Source organism: Nonlabens sp. Hel1_33_55 (assembly GCF_900101765.1).
Lineage (GTDB): Bacteria > Bacteroidota > Bacteroidia > Flavobacteriales > Flavobacteriaceae > Nonlabens.
The window spans coordinates 991,613-1,014,947 of record NZ_LT627735.1 but is presented as its reverse complement, the minus strand read 5'-3'; the positions used below and the strand labels follow the sequence as shown (position 1 = coordinate 1,014,947).

Genomic DNA, 23,335 nt, shown 5'->3' with positions numbered 1-23,335 from the left:
ATTTTTGACAAGTTGCTAATTCTATTTATGCCTGCATCACCTTGATACGCTGCTGTAAGCTAGGATGAGAGTAATGGAAAAACACATAAGCTGGATGTGGTGTGAGGTTACTCAAGCTTGAACTGGATAACTTCTTCAGCGCGTTGATTAAAGGTAATCCTTCATAGGTTTGTTCAGCGTAATGGTCTGCTTGGTATTCAAACTTTCGCGAAAGCGAACTCATTACAAGCCCAGTAATTCTTGAAATAGGAGCGTAGAGCAACCCAAAGGCTACCAATCCTATATGAAATGACGCTGACCCAACTCCCAAAGCCTGCGCCAGCAAATCGCTATCTACGAATAAAGAGAACAGCCATAAGGTCAAGCCTGTAGTCAATGTACTGGCGATCAAATTATAGATGATGTGTTTCTTTTTGTAGTGACCTACTTCATGAGCAAGAACGGCTACGATTTCTTCCTGAGTCAACTTTTCAATAAGCGTGTCGTATAATGTCACTCGCTTTTCACTTCCAAAACCGCTAAAATACGCATTAGCCTTAGTTGATCTCTTGCTGCCATCAATCACAAAAATCTTATCCAATTGAAAGCCAACGGTTGCTGCATAAGCACTAATCTTGTGCTTGAGTTCACCTTCTTCCAGCGGAACTTGTTTATTGAATAATGGCACAAACAGCCGTGCATAAAACATGTTCATCAATACAGAAATCAAGAAAACAAGAATCCAGACATACCACCAGAAATTATCGCCTGCCCATTGATAGCAAAGTACAACCACTGCAAGCAGACCACCGCCCAATAGAGCTGTCAACAACCAGCCTTTCAACTTATCTAAGATGAAGGTTTTTTTGGTCGTTTTATTAAATCCAAATCGCTCCTCGATCACAAAAGTACCGAAATAGGAAAAAGGTAACGAGATCAACTCACCAGCTATAGCAATGATCCCAAAGAATACAATAGCGATAAGAATCTCATTATCTGCAATGGAGCGCGCCCATGTATCTACAATGGCAAAGCCATCCAAAAACAGAAATAATACGGTAGCGACAAACGATACACTTGAGGATATGGTACCAAACCTGAAATTGGTCTTTTTATATTCCTGCGAGCGCTCATATTCTGCAGCGTCATAAACATCATCTACCACTGTTGGAATTGGTTTGGAATACCAGGTATAATTAAGATAACTCAAGGTGCGTTCCAGAACGAATTCAAAAGTTAGAATCCCTATAATGATGAAGAAAAGAGTTTGCGCATCCATATTGCAAATGTAGCTGGATCAACCTATTTGATGCTGTCAAAAACCTAAGAGTTATACACGATTCGTTATCAAAAACCGCGCTGGCGTTTTGCTTCAAATAGCAGGATCGCTGCACTCACGCTCACGTTCATGCTGTCAATCGCACCGCTCATGGGAATTATGATGTTTGCCGTTGCGGTATCTCGCAAGGTTTGGGACAGACCTGTGGCTTCCGTTCCTACTGCGATGGCCGTAGACTTTTTAAAATCGATCAAATCATATCGCTCGCTGGTTTGCAGTGTCGCTGCATATAAATCAATGGATTTACTCTTTAAAAAACTCACACATTCCGCGGCTGTTGCCGTCGCGGTTGGCACTGTAAAAATGCAACCTACACTGGAACGTATGACATTGGGGTTGAACAAATCTGATATAGGATCTACAATAATTACAGCGTCGATTCCGGCGGCATCTGCGGTTCTCAATAATGCGCCTACGTTTCCCGGTTTTTCGGGTGATTCTGCGATTAGAATTAATGGGTTGGCTGATAATAGTAGATCAGTGATGGTTGTTTTTTTCGCTTTCGCGAAAGCGATACATCCTTCCGTACCACTGCGATAGGCAAGCTTTTCATATACCTCGATGGATACCGCTACAAGTTCTTCGTCGCCGTTTAAACCAAGATCTGAAACGACTTGCTCTCTGGTAAACTCATTTCCGCCGTAGAATATATCGCCGCAAACGAGGATTTTTTCCAATTTAAAACCTCCTGCGATGGCCAGTCCTATTTCACGCTTTCCTTCAATTAGAAAAAGACCTTCTTTTCTACGGGTTTTGCTTTTGCGTTGCAGCTGTTCTGCATGGCGTATGACGGCATTATGTGGGCTTGAAATGTATTTCACTGGATGCGGTTGTTGAAACAAAGTTAAGGCAATATGTAGTTGAAAGTTGGTTTGCGTAATTTTGGAAAAACTAACGCTATGAATTTTCACACTCGCAAATGGATCAAACCAGAAGATCTCAACCCTAACGGAACCTTATTTGGTGGTAGATTGTTGGACTGGATTGATGAAGAGGCTGCACTTTATACCATCATTCAGCTAGAAAATTCCCGAGTGGTCACCAAATATATGAGTGATATCAACTTTAAGGCGAGTGCAAGAACAGGTGATATTATTGAAATAGGGTTGGAGGTCAATTCTTTTGGTATTAGTTCTATCAACCTGAATTGCGTCGTGCGCAATAAGATGACTTATGAAACGATCATTACCATCAAAACAATAGTCCTAGTCAATCTGGACGAGGATGGTAAGCCAGCACCGCACGGCAAAACTAAAACCGAATACCAATCTGAAAGGATGAAGCGTCGTGGAATTGATGAATGATTTATAAGCGATCAATTTGGTCCTTATCATCCAAAATTCATTTAACAATTAAAATGACAACGGAGAATGGAGAGAGAATAGAGAATAGAGAATAGAGAATAGAGAATAGAGAAGTTTGAAAATTAAAACCTCATTACAACATTAGGTTGAAGAGAAATTGCCATTAAATATTAAACTCCTTGCTATAATTGTCTAATCTTGACTTTTAGAATTCATGAACACGCAGCGCACGCTCTTGTTACGCAGTCTTCAAGCTTGCTTCATCACGGCTGTTCAAGTATTTATCCTTCATCCAGAAAGTTCCAAATGGCACTACAGACATCAATATCACAATAATCGTGTCTTTGAATTTCCATTTCAGGATTTGCGCCACAACAATGGCCATAACCACATAACCCAAGAAGAGAAAACCATGAGCCATTCCTATGATTTTGTTGGGCAAACCTATACCGCCTAGGTATTTCAATGGCATGGTTAAAAAAAGTATTAGCAAGAAGGAGTAACCTTCTGCAATGGCGAGGTATCTAAAAAATTTAATCATCAGCTTTTCTCATTTCTTTCATGGACAAATTTAGTTCAGACTCGCGACCATACAATTTGATTTCCTGAATATCTGCTGGTAAGTAGAAGCCTTCATTCATCAATGCAATTTTTACGTTACCTATGACTCGGCCTTTAGTTTGTGTGGCAACTCTGCCATAATCTGTGGTATCTACCCAAAACATCACTTTGACATTGACCGTACTTGTGGCAAGTTCATCCTCGGCTACGTAACTTTGGTGTTCCTCATCAGTCACCACTTTTGGATCTGCTTCTAATGTTCTAAGAATCGTGGCTTTAGCGAGGTTGATGTCATCTTCATAATCCAGACCTACCATAAAATCCCAACGGAAAAACCCATCTTCCGTATAGTTGGTTACCGGCTGTGTAATCACGTCACTGTTAGGTATATAAACATCCTTACCGTCAAATGTTTTCAGCTTCGTGTATCTAAACTCAAGCGCTTTTACCTTTCCAAAATTAGGACCTATTTCTACAGTATCATTAATATCAAACGGCCTATTAAAACTCAAAATGACTCCTGCGATGAAATTTTGACCTATATCCTTAAAAGCAAAACCTAAAATCACAGCACTGGCACCAGCTGTAGCAAAAATTCCTGCACTAATATTGCCTAACCCAGCGGCTTCCAGAGCGAGAACTATAAATAGTACTATGAGAATCAACCGTATGGCTTGACCTAGGAATCGGCTCATTAGAGGATCTTCCGTTTTCATTTTGACACGCTTGGTAGCAAAACGCCCCAAGGCTCCAGCAATTAAAAATCCTAAGATGACGATCAAAAGCCCTAAACCTATTCTGGGAAGTAATTCAACAAAACGATCGTAGTAACCTTCTAAAGCGACAGATATTTGTTCAGTGAAAGTTTGAGATTGAATGGCTTGTAAAAAAAGCATGATGGAGTATTTATGTAAAAATAAGCTGCCATAGTGCCATAAATGTTAAGCTTAGTCAAAAGTCGCGGCGGTATACCATGCTGGTTTATTTTTGTGGCATGCAAAATTCCCCAACCATTACCATTATAGGAGCAGGCGTCAGTGGCCTTTGCGCCGCGATACACTTAAAAAATTCAGGTTTTACGGCACAGATTTATGAAGCTCATAATCATGTAGGTGGCCGTGTTGCTACAGATTTCCTCAACGACATGATCCTCGATCATGGCTTTCAGGTACTGTTGGATGCTTACCCAGCAGCTCAGGAATTTTTGGATCTGAAGGCTTTGGATTTGGTTAAATTTTCACCAGGTGCCTACATATTTTGCGATGGTAAGAAATCAACCGTTGGTGACCCCACAAGAGATCCTAGTTTCCTGTTGACCGTTGCATTTTCTAAGGTTGGATCTATAAAAGATAAGTTTAAAATATTTACGCTTTCGCGAAAGCTGAAACAAAAATCCCTACAGGAAATATTTGAAGCTAAGGAACAAACCACACTTTCTTACCTGCAAGAAGCTGGATTCTCTGAAAAGATGATATCCAATTTCTTCAAACCTTTCTACGCCGGTATATTCTTGGAAGACGAGTTACAAACCAGCAGCCGAATGTTTGAATTTGTATTTAAAATGTTTGCAGAAGGCAGCGCGACCTTACCTAAAAACGGAATCGCAGCGATTCCTAAACAACTAGCCAGCCACGTATCAGAAGATCAAATACACCTAGATCAATCGGTTTCTAGAGTGGCAGGTTCACAAATTACAATGGCTGACGGTTCAAAACTGGAATCTGACTACTCCATCATCGCCGCACAGGCTGACCGACTTGTACCTAATCTGCCTATATCAAACATGAAGTGGCATGAGGTGACTGTTCTATATTTCAACACTGCCAATAGTGGTTTCAAAAAACCAATCATCGGTTTAGTTAGTGCAGAGAATACCTTGTGTAATAACTTTCATTTTTTACAGGATGTTTTTGAAGGTCATGAAAAAGTAGTAAGTGTATCTGTTGTCAAAGAATACGATTATAAAATCACTGAGTTATCAGACCGTGTGCGCATGGAAATGAAAGAGCATTGCGATATTGGTTTAGGTGAAATGATACATTCCAAAATCATCAAAAAAGCCTTGCCAGACCTGAAAAATATTAATTACTCAATGAATCCAACCGAAACTCAACTAACTGAAAACGTATATCTTGCAGGCGATCAGTTAAGTAATGGTTCACTCAACGCGGCGATGTTAAACGGTAAAGCAGCCGCTCAGGCTGTAATCGATAAAATTGAAGGTAAAGTGGTTGTTGGATAGTATTTAGAGAATAGAGAATATAAGAAATAAAAAATCCAGAGAAAGCAATCATGCTACTCTGGATTTTTTTATTTGAACTCATGAACTCACGGTTGAATAGTTATTTTTTTATCAATCCTATTTCCACCAATCGCTGATGCAAGAAATCACCTGCGGTGATGTCTTCATATTGTTTTGGGTGATCTTCATCAACACATTCATCTAAACAGTCCAGTTTCATATCACTACGTGGATGCAAGAAAAAAGGAATAGAATAACGATGCGTATGCCACTGATCACGTGGCGGATTCACAACTCTGTGAATTGTTGATCGTAGTTTATTGTTGGTATGTCTCTGCAACATATCACCTACATTAATAACCAGTTCATCTTCTTGTGCAATAGCATCCAGCCACTCGCCATCACGGCGTTGTACCTGTAATCCTGGTGCACTGGCACCCATCAATAAAGTAATTAAATTGATATCGCCATGCGCTCCAGCTCTTACCGCATTATCAGGCTCGCTTGTAATAGGTGGATAGTGAATAGGTCTTAAAATGGAATTACCATTACTTGCCCAATGGTCAAAGTAGTTTTCCTGTAAACCAATATGTAATGCAAGTGCTCTCAAAACATAAATCCCTGTTTTTTCAAGCATTCTGTAAGCCTCCATTCCAGTGTCATTAAATTCTGGAAGTTCTTTCACCTTGACGTTGTCCGGATAGGTTTCGGTTAGATCTGCATCATCGCTAGGCACTTGCCCAAAATGCCAGAATTCTTTCAAGTCACCTTCTTTTTTTCCTTTGGCATGTTCCTTTCCAAAAGATACATAACCACGCTGACCGCCTAATTCTGGGCGCTCATACGATTCTTTTGTCTCCACAGGTAGCTGGAAGAATTTTTCTACCTGAGTATATAATTTTTCAACTAATTCGTCAGAAAGGAAGTGGTTCTTAAGCGCCACAAAACCTATTTCCTCATAGGCCTTTCCAATTTCATCAATAAATTTCTTTTTTCTCTCTGGATCATCGCTTAGGAAATCGGCGAGATCTACGCTGGGTATATTTGTCATTTTCTCTATTTATTAAAAGGATCTTACGGTTACTAAATAGCCCTAATCCTAGTAGCATAAAGATACTAATCTTTGGTGTGAAGTAAAATTATGTCCTATGAATTTGATGGATTCATTCGTTATAAATTTTACATTTGAGCAGATCTTCTTACTCAAATGACTACAGATAATACGCAACTAAACTTGAATGATATTTCTAAGGAAACCACGATCGCTCTGTATAAGGGTATGCTGTTACCTAGATTGGTGGAAGAGAAGATGCTCATCTTATTGCGACAGGGCAGGATTTCAAAATGGTTCTCTGGTATAGGTCAAGAAGCCATAGCTGTAGGTGTGACCATGGCAATGCAGTCTGAAGAGTACATTTTGCCCATGCACAGAAATCTGGGCGTTTTTACATCTAGAAACATTCCGCTGTGGAAGTTATTTGCGCAGTGGCAAGGCAAGACGGAAGGTTTTACCAAGGGACGAGATCGTAGTTTCCATTTTGGGACTCAAGATTATAAAATCATAGGAATGATTTCTCATTTGGGCCCGCAATTGGGTGTCGCAGATGGAATTGCACTAGCTCAAAAACTCAATCAAACCAAAAGAGCAACCGTTGTTTTTACCGGTGAAGGTGGCACCAGTGAAGGTGATTTTCACGAGGCACTCAATGTGGCTAGCGTCTGGGATTTGCCAGTCTTGTTCTGTATTGAAAACAATGGTTATGGATTAAGTACACCAACCTCAGAGCAATATCGCTGTGAAAATCTAGCCGATCGTGGTGCTGGCTATGGTATGGAATCGCATATCATCGATGGGAACAACATCATAGAAGTTTACCAAAAAACGACTCAGATTCTGGAAGAGATGAGAAGGAATCCACGGCCGGTGTTGATTGAATTCAAGACTTTTAGAAGACGAGGACATGAAGAAGCCAGTGGTACCAAATATGTCCCAGATGAGCTCATGGAACATTGGGAACAGCGAGACCCATTGCATTTACTCGAGCACGAACTTCTGGAAAAGCAATGGATCAAACCTGCAGAGATTTCTGAATGGAGTGATGAGATCAAGGTTAGTATTGAAGATGGTTTAGGTATCGCTTTCGCGAAAGCGGAACCCAATACAAACATCGAGCAAGAACTGGCAGATGTCTACCAACCAGCAGTGCAAAACATCACAGTTCCTAAAGGAGAAACCGAAAATATTAGGTTTGTGGATGCCATTCATTACGGTTTGAAATCTGCCATGCGACAACATGAAGATCTTGTCATCATGGGACAGGATATCGCAGACTATGGTGGCGTTTTCAAAATAACCGAAGGATTTTTAGAGGAATTTGGCGCAGATCGAGTGCGCAACACACCTATCTGTGAAAGTGCCATTGTAGAGGTTGCTATGGGATTATCCATTGCTGGAATGAAAGCGGTGGTAGAAATGCAGTTTGCAGATTTTGTGAGCAGCGGCTTCAATCCAATCGTGAATTACTTGGCAAAATCATATTATCGCTGGAATCAGAATGCCGATGTGGTCATTAGAATGCCCTGCGGCGCAGGAGTAGGAGCTGGACCATTTCATTCTCAGACTAACGAATCCTGGTTTTATACGATACCAGGTTTGAAAATAGTTTATCCCTCAAACCCAGCCGATGCTAAAGGACTTTTGTTAGCATCTATAAATGATCCCAATCCTGTATTGTATTTTGAACACAAAGCGCTGTATCGATCTGTTTATGGAGAAGTTCCCATAGAGGATTATGAAATCGAACTAGGTAAGGCAAACCTGATTTGTGAGGGAAATCAAGCAACGGTAATAGCTTATGGTGCCGCTGTAAACTGGGTATTGCCGTTAATCGAGGAGTATAATAACGTTTTTGACCTTATTGATTTGAGAACGTTATCACCTCTTGATAAGGATTGTATTACAAAGAGCGTCCAAAAAACGGGACGCGTTTTATTGATCTCTGAAGATAATCTTACAGGAAGCGTTTGTAGCGATATTGCTGCAATGATAGGAGAAGTTTGCTTTAAATATCTTGACGCTCCAGTTATGCGATTGGGAAGTATTGATACACCTATTCCTTTTCATAAGGACTTGGAATCAAATTATCTACCTGTTAAAAAGATACAAAATTCTATTAAATCTTTGTTGGAGTACTAATCTTACTTTCTAAAATTTATCTAAATTTGAATTAATTCCCCTTACAAACTATACTAAACCAAACTCAACGATTATGAAATTCATGGATGAAGCGGACAATTTTAGATATGTCCTTTGGTTCCTGACGATTCTCTTTTCTATTTTAGTTTTCTTTGGTCCTAGTGAAGGGACTTTGGGAAGGACAGGAAGATTGTTATTAGGACTTTTTGCAAGCCTTCTAGTTATTTATTTGATTCTCAAATTAATACAGCGTAAATACTATTCAAACGAGGAAAGAGAAGAAATTCAATCTTAACAATTTCTCATTCTACGAATTACCAAAGCACATCTATCTTTGAGATGTGAGTGCTAGCTACGATATTATTATAGGCGGCGGCGGTCTTTCAGGACTCTTTGCTGCCGTTACATTATCCCATCATTATAAGGTTTTGGTCATTGATACAGATGACTATCCACGTCACAAAATGTGTGGAGAATACCTAAGTGCAGAAGTTCAAGAACTTCTAACAAATCAAAACATCAATTTAAAAAATCTAACTTCAGTATGCATTTCTCAGTTTGAGATCAGCACACTTGAAGACAGTACTATATCTGCCCAATTACCTCTTGGAGGCTTTGGTATATCCAGATATCATTTAGATAACGCGCTTTATCAAGAAGCCCTCAAACGATGTGAGTTTGTTAAAGATAGAGTGGTAGATCTTAAGTCTAACAACAATATCCAAACGGTAACTACCGCGAACAACTCCTTTACTTGCAAACAAGTTATTTTGGCAACAGGCAAACGTTCCTTACTTGATAAAAAGTTGGGTCGTGATTTTATAAAAACCAAATCAGAATGGCTGGCAGTCAAAATGCATTATGAGTATGACATGCCTGATGATAAGGTAGAGCTTCACAATTTTGAAGGTGGTTATGCAGGTTTATCAAGACTAGAAACTGGTGCTGTAAACCTTTGCTATTTGACTAGTTATGAATCTTTTAAAAAATACAAGGATATCGATGCGTTTCAGCGTGAGGTTTTATGTCAAAATATAAAACTGCAGCAATTTTTTGCTGCCGCAAAACCTTTGTGGGAAAAGCCTATTGCGATTTCTCAAATTGCATTTGGATCTAAACAGATCAACAATACCGATTTTTTATTCATAGGCGATAGCGCTGGATTGATTCATCCGCTATGTGGTAATGGTATGGCAATGGCAATTCACAGCGCCCATCTAGCAACTAAACAAGTATCTAGATTTTTGCAAGGAAAAACAGACCGGCCGACTATGATTCAATCCTATACCAAGGAATGGAACAAAGCGTTCAAATCGAGAATGAGATACGGTAGTTGGATACAGAAAATATTGATTCACAAACGATGGACAAGAGTGATGTACCAATTGATTTCTAGAATGCCTTTCCTACTACCCGTTATTATTAGAAAAACCCATGGAAAATCTGTCCAGCCTTGAAGTTTAACTACAGCAAACGCAATACAGATCCTGAATGGATGGATGATCCTGCGCTAGATCCACAAGTGTTGGATACAGCTGTTGCAGATATCAATAAATGTAATACCTATCTAGGCGGCTATGGTTTTACCAAAAAGGCCATTCTAAACATCATCAATCAAAACCCTCAAAAGAGATACAGAATTATCGATGTAGGTTGCAGTGATGGTGCGATGCTTCGGTATTTGAAGAAAGAGTTACCTGATCACGATCTAGAACTCACTGGGATTGATTTGAGTAGTCGTTCTATTGAAAAAGCTAGTGAAAAGAGTAGAGGATTGGAAGGAGTTCGCTTTCGCGAAAGCGATATTTTCAAAACGCCCTTACGAGAATTGAAATGCGATATTGTTCTTGTAACATTGACGTTGCACCATTTTGACGAAGATGTGATTCTTGATTTTTTAAGGCGATTTATGGAGATGGCAGACAAAGCCGTCATTATAAACGACTTGCACAGGCATCCTATAGCTTATGGTTTCTTTAAGTTTTTAAGCCCTATTTTTATACGTAATGAGATTTCCATCCACGATGGACTCATCTCGATTGCTTCAGGTTTTAGACGTGCAGATTTCAATAGATACGCACGAGCGCTTGAATTAAATAATGACCGGTTGAAATGGAAGTGGTCGTTCCGTTATATATGGATCCTACCATCACATGAGCGTAAAAATTAAAACTGTTGCTACGGTAACCCCAAAATATTATAAGGAAACCGCAGAGATCTTGCCGTTTGTAGAGAATTGGTTAGCAGATCAAGATGAACGCCTGCGGCGTAAAACCATCAAGATTTTTGAAGGTGCCGCTGTTGACAAGCGCTATTCCATTATGGATCCTATTGAGGTATTTACAAAAACTTCGTTTGAGGATCGCAATCAGATCTACAAACGTGAAGTTGTTCCACTAGCCAAAACTGCTGTCGAAAAAGCACTTGAAAAAGCAGACTGGAAAGCGCAGGATCTAGACTATATCATCACCGTGAGTTGTACGGGAATTATGATACCGTCGATTGATGCTTATTTGATTAATCAGTTGGACATGCGTCAGGATATTGTAAGATTACCAGTAACGGAAATGGGTTGCGTGGCCGGAATATCAGGTTTAATTTATGCCGATAATTTTTTACGTGCTAATCCTAATAAAAAAGCCGCCGTTATAGCAGTTGAGGCGCCTACGGCGACTTTTCAGCTCGATGATTTCTCCATGGCAAATATGGTGAGCGCAGCGATTTTTGGAGATGGTTGTGCCTGTGTGCTACTTTCTTCTTGTGAAGATGCTACCGGTCCTACGATCAAAGGTCATGAAATGTATCACTTTCCAGATGCTACCAGAATGATGGGGTTTGATCTTGTCAATAGTGGTTTACAAATGGTGCTAGACAAAGAGGTGCCTGAAACCATAGCTTCTCATTTTCCAGCTATTATACATCCGTTTTTGAAGAAATTTGATTTAAAAATCGATGATATTAATCACTTGATTTTTCATCCAGGTGGTAAGAAAATTGTGCAAACCGTTGAGGCTTTGTTCAACGATCTTGGGAAAAACATTGACGATACAAAAGAAGTGTTACGACTTTATGGAAACATGAGTAGTGCAACCGTTCTTTTTGTATTGGAGCGATTTATGAATAGACCAGACATGGTTATTGGAGAGTATGGACTGATGCTCAGTTTTGGACCTGGTTTCACTGCACAGAGAATATTGCTGGAATGGTAAAGGATCTCGATAATAAGTATGGATTAATCTTGGGTGGTAGTAGTGGTTTAGGTTATGCTACAGCTATAAAGTGTGCTCAACACGGCATGAAACTTATCATCATCTATCGTTCAGGTCGCGCTCAGCAAGATGTTATTAATCAGCGATTTGATGAGTTAGAAAACTCCAGCGATCACCTATTTATTAATGCAGATGCTACCAATGATTTGAAAATTCCAGAATTAATTGAAAGTGTCAAATCCTATTTAGATGGTCAGAAATTATTCCTGTTTCTACACAGTATTTCCAAAGGAAATTTGAAGCCGTTAACAGGAGAACAACCACTCGTACCAGCAGATTTTGCGCAGACCATCCATTCCATGGGAATCAATTATTACAGCTGGACTCAACAACTGATTGAGCACAATTTGATAGATAATCCAGCGCGGTTCTTGAGCTTTACAAGTGAAGGAAATCATAAACCTATGAAAGGATATGCAGCAGTAAGTGCTGCAAAAGCTACGCTAGAAGCCATTACAAGAAACATGGCGCTAGAATATGCTTCATTAGGAATAACAGCAAACTGCATTCAGGCTGGAGTCACAGATACAGAGAGCCTACAGCGTATTCCCATGTATGAGGAATTGAAGGCAAATAGCTTAAGCAGAAATCCCATGAAAAGGATGACTTTGCCGGAGGATGTGGCAAATGTTGTTTATCTAATGTGTCGCCCAGAAGCCTCATTCATCAATAGTAATGTGATCAAGGTGGATGGTGGCGAATCTTTAACTTAAACTACTATGCTACTTTCAGAAAAGGAAAAAATTGTTGCCAACTTACCATACGGCGATGGTTTCAAGTTTGTAGATCAACTCTTGGAACTCACTGATGATCATGTGATTGGTATATATCGCTTTCGCGAAAGCGAGTATTTCTACAAACATCATTTTGCAGATAGTCCACTAACGCCAGGTGTCATCCTGCAGGAATGCATGGCCCAAATAGGATTGGTTTGTTTGGGAGCCTATCTTATTAGGGATACCAATACAAATCCGCGAGTGGTTTTCACTGAGGCGCATGTCACGTTTAGAGGTCAGGTCTTGCCAGAAACTACGGTTATCGTTACCGCTAAAAAGGAATATTTTAGATTCGGGAAACTTAAAGTGGTCGTTCAAATGCTCGATGAGAACGAAAACAAAATTGCCGAAGGCTGGATGAGTGGGATGATGCTTAACAGTATTAAATTGCATGAAGGAGATAGGGTATAGGTTCTAATTTGGTACCTCAAACTTAATGATATAACAAGAAATTAATTCTTCATTTTGTAAAAAATTCACTCTATATATATGAAAACTTAGTCACTATTAACATAAATAGCCGAATACTCAAGGAGAATTCGGCTATTATTTAAAAAATTCTATAAATCTATTTTTTGATAAATCTTTTTGTGGCTGTTTTACCATTTGCCGTCGTTATCTTCAAAAGATATATTCCAGAATTTAAATCCTCAATATTAAGATTGGTTGTGTTTGATAACAGATCAAATTCTCGAACCAATCTTCCACTTAAATCATAAATCTCTGACCTAGAATTCTGTAAATTATCTGCAGAAATATTGATCCAATCTGTAGCTGGATTTGGGTACAATCTAAAGTTAGATAATTGTACTGTTTCGTTGCTTGCTGTGTTATCTACGTTCAATGTAATGTTAGCTCGCCTTACTATTAGATCTAGCACATCAGTATTAGTGATTTCACAGTAATAAACACCACTGTCTGATGTTTGTGGATCTGCAATCGAATACGTCGATGAGGTCGCTCCCTCTATTTCGGTCTCATCTTTAAACCATTGATATTGATTTGTCGCCAAAACTTCCCAGAACGTTTTCCCTTCAGTACTGTTAGAATTTGCATCAAATGTTACACTTTGCCCTGGTGTGATTACAATACTTTCTTCTGTACTATTGTTTCGCTGTGGTGAGAAGAAATAGTTATTAATAGTTAAGTTATTCTCCTGGTTTTTGGCGAGATCATCAAACGTGTACAAATTATTATCAATTACCAAAGTATTCATATTTGCTAAACCACTGTAATCTGGCAGCTCTCCAGTAAAATCATTACCTGATACCTGAATCAAATTTAAATCTGGAGAATTAGCAAAATCAGGTAATGAGCCAGTAAAAAGGTTGGAATTACCAGCGAATACAAATTCACTTCCAATAACATAGAAATTTTTCAAGCTTACAAGATTATTAAAAGTTGTAGGTAAATCTCCACTGAAATTATTACCTATCAACCGCAGCTCTTCTAAATTTACAAGATTACCAATTGTGGCAGGCAATGACCCTGAATTAGATGTACCTTGAAGACGTAATCTTTTTAAGTTGGTTAGATTCCCAATACTTTCTGGAAGTGTCCCAGAAACTCCTGGTTCAATTCCTATACCTAAATATTCTAAATTGGTTAGATTTTGGATCTCTGTAGGAATCTGTCCTGTCATGCCTCCAGAACCAAAAAAATCTAAACCGATTACGCGATTTCCAGCTGTGAAAACATGTGACCATTCTTTTACTGGTTCTTCTGTTCCCCAGTTAGTATTATCATTCCAATTGTCACCATCAAGCGCATTATAAAGCACCATCAAGGCCTCTCTCTCTACTTGACTGACCTCTGCAGATATGTCAACTCGAGGTCGTTTTATAATTAAATCTGTTATAATTTGACTAGTTGCCCAGCATACATAAGAATCAAAATCAACTAATTGTATATTCGAAAATGTAAGGACAGAGCTAGTAGCTCCATCTACTGGATTTTTTGTTACACTTGGAGAAAATCGGTTAGCTCTATACCATTGATATTTTATATCTGTTCCTGCTATGGGAGTCATAGTAAGAGCATAATCACTACCTACAATGCCTTCAATATTCTGCTCCATATCAACAGAATTTTGGTTTTGATAAACAAATTCATCCAAAGTGGTATTTGAGGAGTAGTTAGCCTCTAGATCTGCAAAGGAAATAAAGTTACCATTTAAATTTATTGTTGCTAGGTTTGTTAAAGAAGCAAAATCTGGTACCAAACCGCTAATCATATTATTTTGTAATGATATAGATTCTATAGCGTCAAGGTCTAGTAACATGCTCAAACTATTACCTTCGACATTACTGCTTTGAAGATTTAATTGAGTGACTCTTCCATCTTTCACGGTTACTCCTTGCCATGAACCTAACGGTAAGTTAGATAACCAATTGAAATTATTAGTCCAGCTAGAACCTCCGTTTTCATTATAGAACTCTATCAACGCAGTCCGATCGATTTGTGAGCCATCCTCAGGTATTTCAAACTGGATGCTTGATTCTTGAGATTCCGCACCTGCTCTATGAACTTGAACATAATAGCTTTGACCAGATATCACATTAATCGATCTCATTCCTGAAAACGCACAATTGTTTGGTAGCACAGTAAGTTGCGATTCGTCTGTTTGATTTAAATCAGGCGCGTTATAAGCGATCGCAAAAGAAGAACTAGCAACTTGCCCAGTGGAATTAAGAACTCTAATATCTATAGAATTATCTGTCGCTGCCGTGAATTTATAATAGACACGGGCAAAAGCTTCTACACCACAGTTAGAACCACCAACTCCCGTATTGGTTGCTAAATCAAGACGTACATTAGAGTCTGTAAAGTTCTCATTAGGAACTATAATCGCGTTTTCTATTAAATCATTAACGGGTACCTGAGCGCTACTGGCCCAGTAACATAATATTGATAATAGTAAAATGTGTAATTTTTTATTCATGATAAGTAGTTTAAGTTAATTTTAGTAAAAGTATATCGATTTGGTCTTCGACGAAATACCCCATAAGGGGTATTTTGAATATATTTAAGTTACAACTTATTTGAAATCAGATCATTAATGTATCACTAAGATCTTTTGATGTAATACCATCTGATTTAGTTATCATTTTCGCTTTCGCGAAAGCGAGTATTTTTACAAACATCATTTTGCAGATAGGCCACTAACGCCAGGTGTTATTCTACAGGAATGCATGGCTCAAATAGGGTTGGTTTGTTTGGGAGCATATCTCATAAGGGATACCAAGACAAATCCGCGAGTGGTTTTCACTGAGGCGCATGTCACGTTTAGAGGTCAGGTCTTGCCAGAAACTACGGTTATCGTTACCGCTAAAAAGGAATATTTTAGATTCGGGAAACTTAAAGTGGTCGTTCAAATGCTCGATGAGAACGAAAACAAAATTGCCGAAGGCTGGATGAGTGGGATGATGCTTAAAGAAGAATAAATTTAAACCGAAACTTAAAATAGAGACTAGAAAAAGAAAAAGAAAAAGAAAATTGAATATCGAAAATCGAAAATTGATCAAAATTTTTTATTGACCTAAAAGCCAGCGATCTAATTAGAGCTTCAAATTTAAATTTAAATCTCTAAAAATATTGCCCAATCCCAAACACCAACCCATTACTGGCATCAGCGCCTATTCCTATCCCGTAATCCAATCTAAAAACCGCATTGAAGATTCGCTTGTGAATAAAGCGTACGCCTAAACCTGGAGAGACTCTAATGTTATCGCTATTGAATGAACTATCAAACCTTTCATTGACTTGGCGTTGTGTATTTAGGTCCAAAAAACTGTTTCCCTGTAATACAAACCAGCCTTTTTCGTATAGCGTGTGACGATATTCTGTGTTGATCGTGGCTGTTGCTGTACCGCGTGCAACCACATTGCCACCACCACGAATGTTGACCTGGTTATCGACTATAAATGGAGCAAAGGGTGAATCATTATTGCTCGCATACCCCAATCTTAATCGGCTGGCCCAATTACCTTTTGTTCCAACTCTGGTAAGGTATTCGAGATCATTATTAATGATGAGATTATCTGCTAGTATTTGATTGCCGCCAGTCAAAACTTGAATATCGGTTTGACTGCGCCATCCTGAAACATACTGGTAATCAATGTCTAGATTGATATACTCGTATTGGGTTCTGAAATTGATCCGGTCTGCATCAAGTTCGCTTGGAATTGAAGTGTTGAGCTCACCATCCTCATAAGTATAATCATCGCTGGCAATGGAAAAACCTAGCTCGGCTCGATTTCTAAAGTCAAACTCATACATCAAATACGATTCAAAAAGCTGATTTAGATAGCGATAATTAGTTTCGGTTTGATTGTCAAAATAGATGGGTTCAAACGTATTATTATTTTGAAAATTCACGCCTAATCCGGCTTTGTTACTAAATAGATAACGTGACTCAATGAATGCACCGTAAGACGAAAAAACCTCATTTTGGTAATAACCACCTATCAAATGGTTCGCTCCTAAAGCATTAAATTCAAAAAGCGAGATCCTGAAAGCAAAATCGCCATTGGCAGCTGTTGAAACTCGCAATCCAGGAATGATGGTAAAGTTTTCATCAATGGTATAGGTCACATTGATGTCACCATTATTTTTTTTAGTTTGACTCACTGTAGCCTTTGCGATTCCTGGCAATCGGTTTAATCGTTCCACGTCCAGTGCAATGATGGATGAGTCTGCTGCGGCGTTGACCTGCGCCTTTAGGATACGTTCTAGAAATGATGATCTGGTGCGCTTCAACCCTTTGAATTCTACTGACGTGATGTTCTGTGAAAATGCACATATCATAATCATGAAAAATATCCAAGTCAGGCAAAATCGTTTATCCATGGCGCAATAATACAAACGATAGTTTATCAAATCTTCACAGAATGATTCCGATTCCTTAACCATTTTTCCCTGCGATCCCGTGATGGTTTTCCGCAAATTTGTTTCTAGCTTAGCGACCATGAATAAGAAATCGGGTAGAGTAGTGGTGACTGGATTAGGTGTTGTAGCACCTAATGCTGTTGGGGTTTCCGCTTTCGCGAAAGCGTTACAAAATGGAATCAGTGGTATCAGATTTGAGCAACAACTAGCCGATTTGAATTTCGGGTGTCAGGTGGCTGGAACGCCTCAGGTAACTCAAGAACAAATTGACAAATACCTCACACCTTTACAACAGCGAGGCTTTAAAGCTAGCGGCATGCTCTATGGCATAATAGCAGGTAAACAAGCTTTTGAGGATGCTGGATTGAACGTAGCACCTAAGGAAAGTGCTTTAGAAGAATTCGGGATCATTTTTGGGACTGGTCAAAGTGGTGGTGAGAAATTCCGCGAGGCGATTCATTTGATCGATGATGGTAAAGTGCGACGACTGGGAAGCACCAGCGTGATTCAAACCATGAGCAGTGGCATCAGTGCATGGCTGGCTGGTGAGTTGGGAGCAGGAAATATGGTGACTAGTAATTCCAGCGCATGCTCAACTGGCACTGAAGCAATGATTTTAGGATACGAACGGATTTCTGCTGGAAAGGCAACGCAGATGTTAGTGGGCTCTACCAGCGATTCTGGACCCTATATTTGGGGTGGTTTTGACGCGATGCGTATACTGCCAACTCAATACAACGATAACCCATCAAGCGCTAGTAGACCATTTGCTGCAGATGCTGCTGGATTTGTACCAGGATCTGGTGCTGGAGCCATAATGCTGGAAAGCCTTGAATCTGCATTAGCTCGTGATGCAACGATTTACTGTGAAATAATTGGCGGTGCAGTAAACGCTGGTGGGCATCGAGGTGATGGTAGCATGACGGCGCCTAATGGCGCAGCTGTACAACAAGTCATAAAAATGTCATTGAAAGATGCTAACATATCCTCCCAAGAGGTTGATGCTATCAATGGCCACGTGACAGCAACAGGAAAGGATGCCTATGAAGTGATGAACTGGTCACAAGCATTAAATAGAAAAGGTATCAATTTCCCAATGATGAATTCCTTTAAATCAACAATAGGCCATTGTCTGGCAGCTGCCGGTAGCATTGAACTCGTGGGTAGTATCCTGCAAATTCATCATCAACAGATCCACAAAAACAATAATCTAGAACAACTGCATCCAGAAATATCCAGTATAGTTGATCCCTCAAAGATTCCAACGGAAACTATGGAGGCTCAAATAGATGTTTTACTTAAAGCAAGTTTTGGTTTTGGAGATGTGAATGCCTGTGTGGTTTTAAAGCGTTTTGTGGAATAATAATTTTTAAATATTACTCATTCAACGAACTTTTCCAATTACCTTTTCCATCCCAAATAACATTATTAGTAATGACCACAACCGAAATACAAGAAAAGCTTTATAGCATCGTCAAGATTTATTTACCTCAAGATGTGGATGCGAGCGCCATAAAGCCCGACAGTCATTTAATGAATGACTTGAATATCAACAGTGCTCATTTAGTGGATGTGGCCCTTGATGTAGAGGATGCCTTTGATATAACTCTGGATGAAAAAGACATGGAAGCTATGCAAACGGTCAATGATGCTGTCTCCATAGTAGAGAGAAAAACTGCCTAAATTTTGTGATAAATTTCAAAGTGAGTAGTCACTACACCTCTTTACGAATTTCATAATTATTTATATAAATAATGAAGTTCTCATAAAATTCAGAACTATTGATTAAGAATACCTGAAAGAATACATTTATCCTTAAGATTTAACCTAATCTTCTAGTATAAATTCGGCATTGAAGGTGTCCTGTAGTACCTTAGCGTTCTATGGCACGACTACCTAAATTACAGCGATTCGAGAATGAAGTAGCTTCAAAATACCACATATTCAATGGTATTTTCATGACGTTACCTTTTGATAATATTTCCAATACTGGTGGTTTACTACCATTATTCCATACCATTTGCAAGCAGGGTTTTGAACTCAAGAAGAACCCAACAGAAATTGTAGAATATTTCTATGATCGCTACATGCGTGATACTAATAAGGAAGAAAAAGAGCAATTACTCTTTAGTTTTATTCAGTACATAGAACGCCAGGTGGTTTTGTTTGATGCTATTGAAGATGCTGCCTTTGCTACCGTTCAAAACCTAGATGGCCGCGGTACTTTGAGAGGTATTAAAGAAGAAGCAACAGAGAACAAGAAGGAAGCAGAGTTAGTCGAGTATCTCAAAGAAATGAAGATCAAACCAGTTTTGACGGCTCACCCAACTCAATTTTATCCTGGATCTGTTTTAGGAATTATCAATGATTTGAGCGCTGCCGTATTGCACAACGATATTCAGGAAGTAAAGCTATTATTGGCTCAATTAGGTAAGACTCCTTTTTTTAATAAGGAGAAGCCTACACCATTTGATGAGGCAACAAGCTTAGTTTGGTACCTTGAAAATGTTTTCTATCATGCGATGGGGAATATCTACGATTATATAAAGTCCAACTTCCCCAATACAGAAGATTTTGAAAATGCGCTCATAGAAGTAGGCTTCTGGCCAGGTGGTGACCGTGATGGGAACCCATTTGTAACAACTGATATTACACTGAATGTAGCGCAAAAACTACGATCCACCATATTCAAGAATTACTACCGCGATTTAAGAAAGCTAGGTAGGCGATTGACGTTTAAAGGAGTCGAACAGCCTCTTAAAAAACTGGAACTCCAGTGTTATGAAGCTATCACTGTAGAAGGAGTCTTGGATTTCACTGCAGATCACTTGAAAACCGAACTAGAAAAAATCAGACAAACAGTAATCGATCGTCACAACGGTCTTTTTGCTGCAGATGTTCAGTCGCTTATCAACAAGATTCAGCTGTTCGGGATTCATTTTTCTGCGCTTGATATACGTCAAGACAGTAGCATTCATGATCAGGTGTTTGATGAATTGTACGCTTTCGCGAAAGCGAGATTCCCCAAAAACTATCAGGACTTATCAGAATCAGAGCAAATTGAAGCTCTTGCAACTATTACTGGAGATTTGACATCTGATGATGTTGAAGACGATTACACCAAGAGAACAATAGGTAGCATCAGGGCGATCAAAACGATCCAAGAACGCAACGGTGAGCGTGCTTGTCATCGTTATATTATTTCTAATACCCAGACGATCCTTCATATTATGGAGGCTTATGCGATGCTTAAATTGTGCGGCATGCATGAACCAGCAGTAGATGTGGTGCCGCTATTTGAAACGGTTCCAGATCTTGTTCATGCGCCAGATGTGATGCGTAAACTCTACGGCAATAACGAGTACCGCGAACACTTAAAACGTCGTGGCAACCAGCAGCATATTATGTTGGGCTTTAGCGATGGTACTAAAGATGGCGGCTATTTGATGGCTAATTGGAGTATCTATAAAGCCAAGGAAGCACTAACCTCAGTAAGTCGTGAACATGGCATTGAGGTGATCTTTTTTGATGGTCGTGGTGGACCGCCAGCTCGCGGTGGTGGACAAACACACCAATTTTATGCTTCCATGGGAAGTAAGATTGAATCTAAACAAATACAACTTACCGTTCAAGGTCAAACGATTAGTTCAAAATTTGGGACGCTAGATAGTTGTCAATATAACCTAGAGCAACTGCTTAGTAGTGGTGTATCAAATGCGATCTATGACAGTGAGGTTAACGATTTTACCAAATCAGAATCCAAAACAATGGATGCTCTGGCAGAATACAGTTATGAAACCTACACTGCATTTAAACAACATCCTAAATTCCTTCCTTATCTGGAAAATATGAGTACGCTCAAGTATTATGCGATGACGAATATAGGTAGTCGACCCAGCAAACGCGGGACGAGTAATGAGCTTAAATTTAAAGACCTAAGAGCAATTCCGTTTGTGGGATCCTGGAGTCAATTGAAACAAAATGTTCCTGGATTTTATGGAGTTGGAACGGCTTTAGAGAAAATGAAGAACGATGGTAAATGGAGTGATGTTCAGGATCTATATGAGCACTCTAAGTTTTTCCGTACACTTCTGGATAATAGTATGATGAGTTTAACCAAGTCATTCTTTGGTTTAACTGCTTACATGCAGGATGATCCTGAGTATGGAGCATTCTGGACGCTCATTCACGATGAATATGAACGCACAAAATCATTGATGCTAGAACTTTCTGGAATGAAGGAATTAATGGAAAATGAACCTGCTGGAAAAGCGAGTATCCTTGCTAGAGAAAATATAGTTCTCCCACTATTGACTATTCAACAATTTGCATTAAAACGCATACAAGAAATGGGTGATGAGGATTCCGCTGACCGGAAAGTTTACGAAAGACTCGTCACGCGATCCTTATACGGGAATATCAACGCTAGCCGAAATAGCGCCTAAAAACACATAGCGTTAAATCAATCAAAATGCATGTTTAAGTATTCTTAAACGTGCATTGTTGCTTGTACTAGATCGTATTTTTAAGAAACTAAACTTAACAATACAAAGCTATGAGCGATAAGAAGAATGAATTACTAAAAGAAACTCCAACAGATCATAAAATTCATGATCTTATCAAAAACAGATGGAGTCCACGCAAATTTGCAGATACTCCGGTAAGTGATACAGATTTACAGTCTTTATTTGAGGCAGGCAGATGGGCAGCGAGTAGTAACAATTTCCAACCTTGGAAAATTGTTTGGGGTAAAAAAGGAAGCGAGACTTATGATCGTATCTATGAAACTTTAGCAGAATTCAATCAGGGCTGGGCAGATAATGCGCCAGTTCTATTGTTAGGAGCTTACGATAAGAAGACACCAGATGGGAAAGATAATTTCCACGCGCTACACGATCTGGGAATGTTTGCCGCAAACATGACGATACAAGCCCAAAGTATGGGAATAGCCATGCACCAAATGGCTGGTTTTGACCATGAAAAAGCACACAAAACATTCAAATTTCCAGAAGATCATCACATGGCTACTGCAATCGCAGTTGGATATTACGGTGGAGAAATGGATGATCTCTCCGGTGATCTTAAAAAGGAAGAAAAGAAAGACCGTCAGCGTAAAAAGCAGGATGAATTTGTTTTTAATGGAAACTACGTAGATCGCGCAGATGTGAGTGAGGATAAATAAATCTCATAATTTGATATCATGACCAACAACAAACTAGCATATCACAGCTTTAGACTTGCGATGGGAATCAGCATACTGATTCATGGTGCGGTGAGAATTCCCAAGTTGCTTAAAGTGGCAGAAGGAATTAGTTCTGATTTTGATGGTACGCTATTGCAAGGAATACCATCATTAGCTGCAGGTTTTTTTGTACCTATAGCAGAAGTACTTGTTGGAATTGGAATTTTGATAGGATGGAAGGTGAGTAGATATGCACTGACCAGTGGTATTTTACTAATGGGTATTTTAATGATAGGTACTTGTTTAATTGAAAATTGGGCGGCGTTGCCTTCACAGATTATTCATGCCATAGCATTCTATATCTTGCTCATAAATGCATTAACCTGGCAGCCTGAGCGTAAAAACTATGATTGAAATGGTAACGAATAGACCTCTCTAGAAATCTTGATTTATTGCAATAGAAAAAGCCATGGTTTTCAAAACCGTGGCTTTTTTCTTTCTCAATTTTTAGGGAAGTAATTGAATTCTATTAAAGCTTACCTAAAGTAGAGTAGTGGTAAGCTTCATTACAATGTAAAGTAGTAATACATTTTGGTATTA

The 23,335-nt window shown here is 39.1% G+C and carries 21 protein-coding genes and 1 pseudogene; 15 read left to right on the top strand and 7 right to left on the bottom strand.

Going from position 1 to position 23,335, the window contains the following annotated elements:
• Nucleotides 1-25: 25 nt before the first annotated feature.
• On the bottom strand, nucleotides 26-1,258 hold the full coding sequence (locus BLO34_RS04415; protein ID WP_090752954.1) for a M48 family metallopeptidase: 1,233 nt from the start codon (nucleotides 1,256-1,258) through the stop codon (nucleotides 26-28).
• Nucleotides 1,259-1,326: 68 nt separating this feature from the next.
• Nucleotides 1,327-2,139, bottom strand: coding sequence for a TrmH family RNA methyltransferase (locus tag BLO34_RS04410; RefSeq protein WP_090756439.1), 813 nt, complete (start codon nucleotides 2,137-2,139; stop codon nucleotides 1,327-1,329).
• A gap of 78 nt (nucleotides 2,140-2,217) precedes the next feature.
• Between BLO34_RS04410 and BLO34_RS04405 the strand changes: the two genes are divergently transcribed.
• Complete coding sequence (locus tag BLO34_RS04405) at nucleotides 2,218-2,622, top strand: acyl-CoA thioesterase (protein ID WP_090752952.1); 405 nt, start codon at nucleotides 2,218-2,220, stop codon at nucleotides 2,620-2,622.
• Between the two features lie 238 nt (nucleotides 2,623-2,860).
• Here the strand turns inward: BLO34_RS04405 and BLO34_RS04400 are convergent, their stop codons facing one another.
• Nucleotides 2,861-3,163 carry a DUF3817 domain-containing protein gene (locus BLO34_RS04400; RefSeq protein ID WP_090752951.1) on the bottom strand — a complete coding sequence of 101 codons (303 nt, stop codon included), beginning with the start codon at nucleotides 3,161-3,163 and terminating at the stop codon, nucleotides 2,861-2,863.
• Nucleotides 3,156-4,079 (bottom strand): mechanosensitive ion channel family protein, encoded by a 924-nt coding sequence (locus tag BLO34_RS04395; RefSeq protein ID WP_090752949.1) that lies wholly within the window; start codon nucleotides 4,077-4,079, stop codon nucleotides 3,156-3,158. The genes BLO34_RS04400 and BLO34_RS04395 overlap by 8 nt, the downstream gene beginning before the upstream one ends.
• Before the next feature lie 98 nt (nucleotides 4,080-4,177).
• On the opposite strand from BLO34_RS04395, the gene BLO34_RS04390 reads away from it, so the two are divergent.
• The gene (locus BLO34_RS04390) at nucleotides 4,178-5,425 is read left to right on the top strand and encodes an FAD-dependent oxidoreductase (RefSeq protein ID WP_090752948.1); all 1,248 of its coding nucleotides are present in this window, start codon (nucleotides 4,178-4,180) and stop codon (nucleotides 5,423-5,425) included.
• A gap of 100 nt (nucleotides 5,426-5,525) precedes the next feature.
• On the opposite strand, the gene BLO34_RS04385 is transcribed toward BLO34_RS04390, so the two are convergent.
• Entirely contained in the window at nucleotides 5,526-6,476 is a 951-nt protein-coding gene (locus BLO34_RS04385; protein ID WP_090752946.1) for an isopenicillin N synthase family dioxygenase, read from the bottom strand.
• Between the two features lie 156 nt (nucleotides 6,477-6,632).
• Here BLO34_RS04385 and BLO34_RS04380 point away from each other — a divergent pair, with 156 nt between their 5' ends.
• From BLO34_RS04380 to BLO34_RS04350, 7 genes are all read left to right on the top strand, one after another.
• Nucleotides 6,633-8,621 carry a thiamine pyrophosphate-dependent enzyme gene (locus tag BLO34_RS04380; RefSeq protein ID WP_090752945.1) on the top strand — a complete coding sequence of 663 codons (1,989 nt, stop codon included), beginning with the start codon at nucleotides 6,633-6,635 and terminating at the stop codon, nucleotides 8,619-8,621.
• A gap of 73 nt (nucleotides 8,622-8,694) precedes the next feature.
• On the top strand, nucleotides 8,695-8,916 hold the full coding sequence (locus BLO34_RS04375) for a hypothetical protein (RefSeq protein WP_090752943.1): 222 nt from the start codon (nucleotides 8,695-8,697) through the stop codon (nucleotides 8,914-8,916).
• A 46-nt stretch (nucleotides 8,917-8,962) separates the two neighbouring features.
• Complete coding sequence (locus BLO34_RS04370; protein ID WP_090752942.1) at nucleotides 8,963-10,078, top strand: NAD(P)/FAD-dependent oxidoreductase; 1,116 nt, start codon at nucleotides 8,963-8,965, stop codon at nucleotides 10,076-10,078.
• Complete coding sequence (locus BLO34_RS04365) at nucleotides 10,075-10,791, top strand: methyltransferase domain-containing protein (RefSeq protein ID WP_231959560.1); 717 nt, start codon at nucleotides 10,075-10,077, stop codon at nucleotides 10,789-10,791. The genes BLO34_RS04370 and BLO34_RS04365 overlap by 4 nt, the downstream gene beginning before the upstream one ends.
• The gene (locus BLO34_RS04360) at nucleotides 10,775-11,830 is read left to right on the top strand and encodes a type III polyketide synthase (protein WP_090752940.1); all 1,056 of its coding nucleotides are present in this window, start codon (nucleotides 10,775-10,777) and stop codon (nucleotides 11,828-11,830) included. The genes BLO34_RS04365 and BLO34_RS04360 overlap by 17 nt, the downstream gene beginning before the upstream one ends.
• Nucleotides 11,824-12,603, top strand: a complete 780-nt coding sequence (locus BLO34_RS04355; RefSeq protein ID WP_090752939.1) for an SDR family NAD(P)-dependent oxidoreductase — start codon at nucleotides 11,824-11,826, stop codon at nucleotides 12,601-12,603. Before BLO34_RS04360 ends, BLO34_RS04355 begins: the two co-directional genes overlap by 7 nt.
• Before the next feature lie 6 nt (nucleotides 12,604-12,609).
• Nucleotides 12,610-13,077: a 3-hydroxyacyl-ACP dehydratase FabZ family protein gene (locus tag BLO34_RS04350; protein WP_090752937.1), complete on the top strand. Its 468-nt coding sequence runs from the start codon at nucleotides 12,610-12,612 to the stop codon at nucleotides 13,075-13,077.
• A gap of 157 nt (nucleotides 13,078-13,234) precedes the next feature.
• Here BLO34_RS04350 and BLO34_RS04345 read toward each other — a convergent pair whose 3' ends face one another.
• Nucleotides 13,235-15,607: a T9SS type A sorting domain-containing protein gene (locus tag BLO34_RS04345; protein ID WP_090752935.1), complete on the bottom strand. Its 2,373-nt coding sequence runs from the start codon at nucleotides 15,605-15,607 to the stop codon at nucleotides 13,235-13,237.
• Between the two features lie 193 nt (nucleotides 15,608-15,800).
• Here BLO34_RS04345 and BLO34_RS04340 point away from each other — a divergent pair.
• Nucleotides 15,801-16,109: pseudogene (locus BLO34_RS04340) on the top strand (3-hydroxyacyl-ACP dehydratase FabZ family protein); the annotation flags it as partial.
• Nucleotides 16,110-16,251: 142 nt separating this feature from the next.
• Here BLO34_RS04340 and BLO34_RS04335 read toward each other — a convergent pair.
• Nucleotides 16,252-17,514 (bottom strand): POTRA domain-containing protein, encoded by a 1,263-nt coding sequence (locus BLO34_RS04335; RefSeq protein WP_157686670.1) that lies wholly within the window; start codon nucleotides 17,512-17,514, stop codon nucleotides 16,252-16,254.
• A gap of 118 nt (nucleotides 17,515-17,632) precedes the next feature.
• Between BLO34_RS04335 and BLO34_RS04330 the strand changes: the two genes are divergently transcribed.
• The 5 genes from BLO34_RS04330 to BLO34_RS04310 all read left to right on the top strand — a co-directional run bounded on the left by BLO34_RS04330 (nucleotide 17,633) and on the right by BLO34_RS04310 (nucleotide 23,149).
• The gene (locus BLO34_RS04330) at nucleotides 17,633-18,916 is read left to right on the top strand and encodes a beta-ketoacyl-[acyl-carrier-protein] synthase family protein (protein WP_090756435.1); all 1,284 of its coding nucleotides are present in this window, start codon (nucleotides 17,633-17,635) and stop codon (nucleotides 18,914-18,916) included.
• A gap of 71 nt (nucleotides 18,917-18,987) precedes the next feature.
• Nucleotides 18,988-19,236 (top strand): acyl carrier protein, encoded by a 249-nt coding sequence (locus tag BLO34_RS04325; RefSeq protein ID WP_090752932.1) that lies wholly within the window; start codon nucleotides 18,988-18,990, stop codon nucleotides 19,234-19,236.
• A gap of 200 nt (nucleotides 19,237-19,436) precedes the next feature.
• A complete protein-coding gene (locus BLO34_RS04320) occupies nucleotides 19,437-21,998 on the top strand; it encodes a phosphoenolpyruvate carboxylase (protein ID WP_090752930.1) in 2,562 nt (853 codons plus the stop codon).
• A 110-nt stretch (nucleotides 21,999-22,108) separates the two neighbouring features.
• Complete coding sequence (locus BLO34_RS04315) at nucleotides 22,109-22,735, top strand: nitroreductase family protein (protein WP_090752928.1); 627 nt, start codon at nucleotides 22,109-22,111, stop codon at nucleotides 22,733-22,735.
• Nucleotides 22,736-22,753: 18 nt separating this feature from the next.
• Nucleotides 22,754-23,149: a hypothetical protein gene (locus BLO34_RS04310; protein WP_090752927.1), complete on the top strand. Its 396-nt coding sequence runs from the start codon at nucleotides 22,754-22,756 to the stop codon at nucleotides 23,147-23,149.
• Nucleotides 23,150-23,335: the final 186 nt, after the last annotated feature.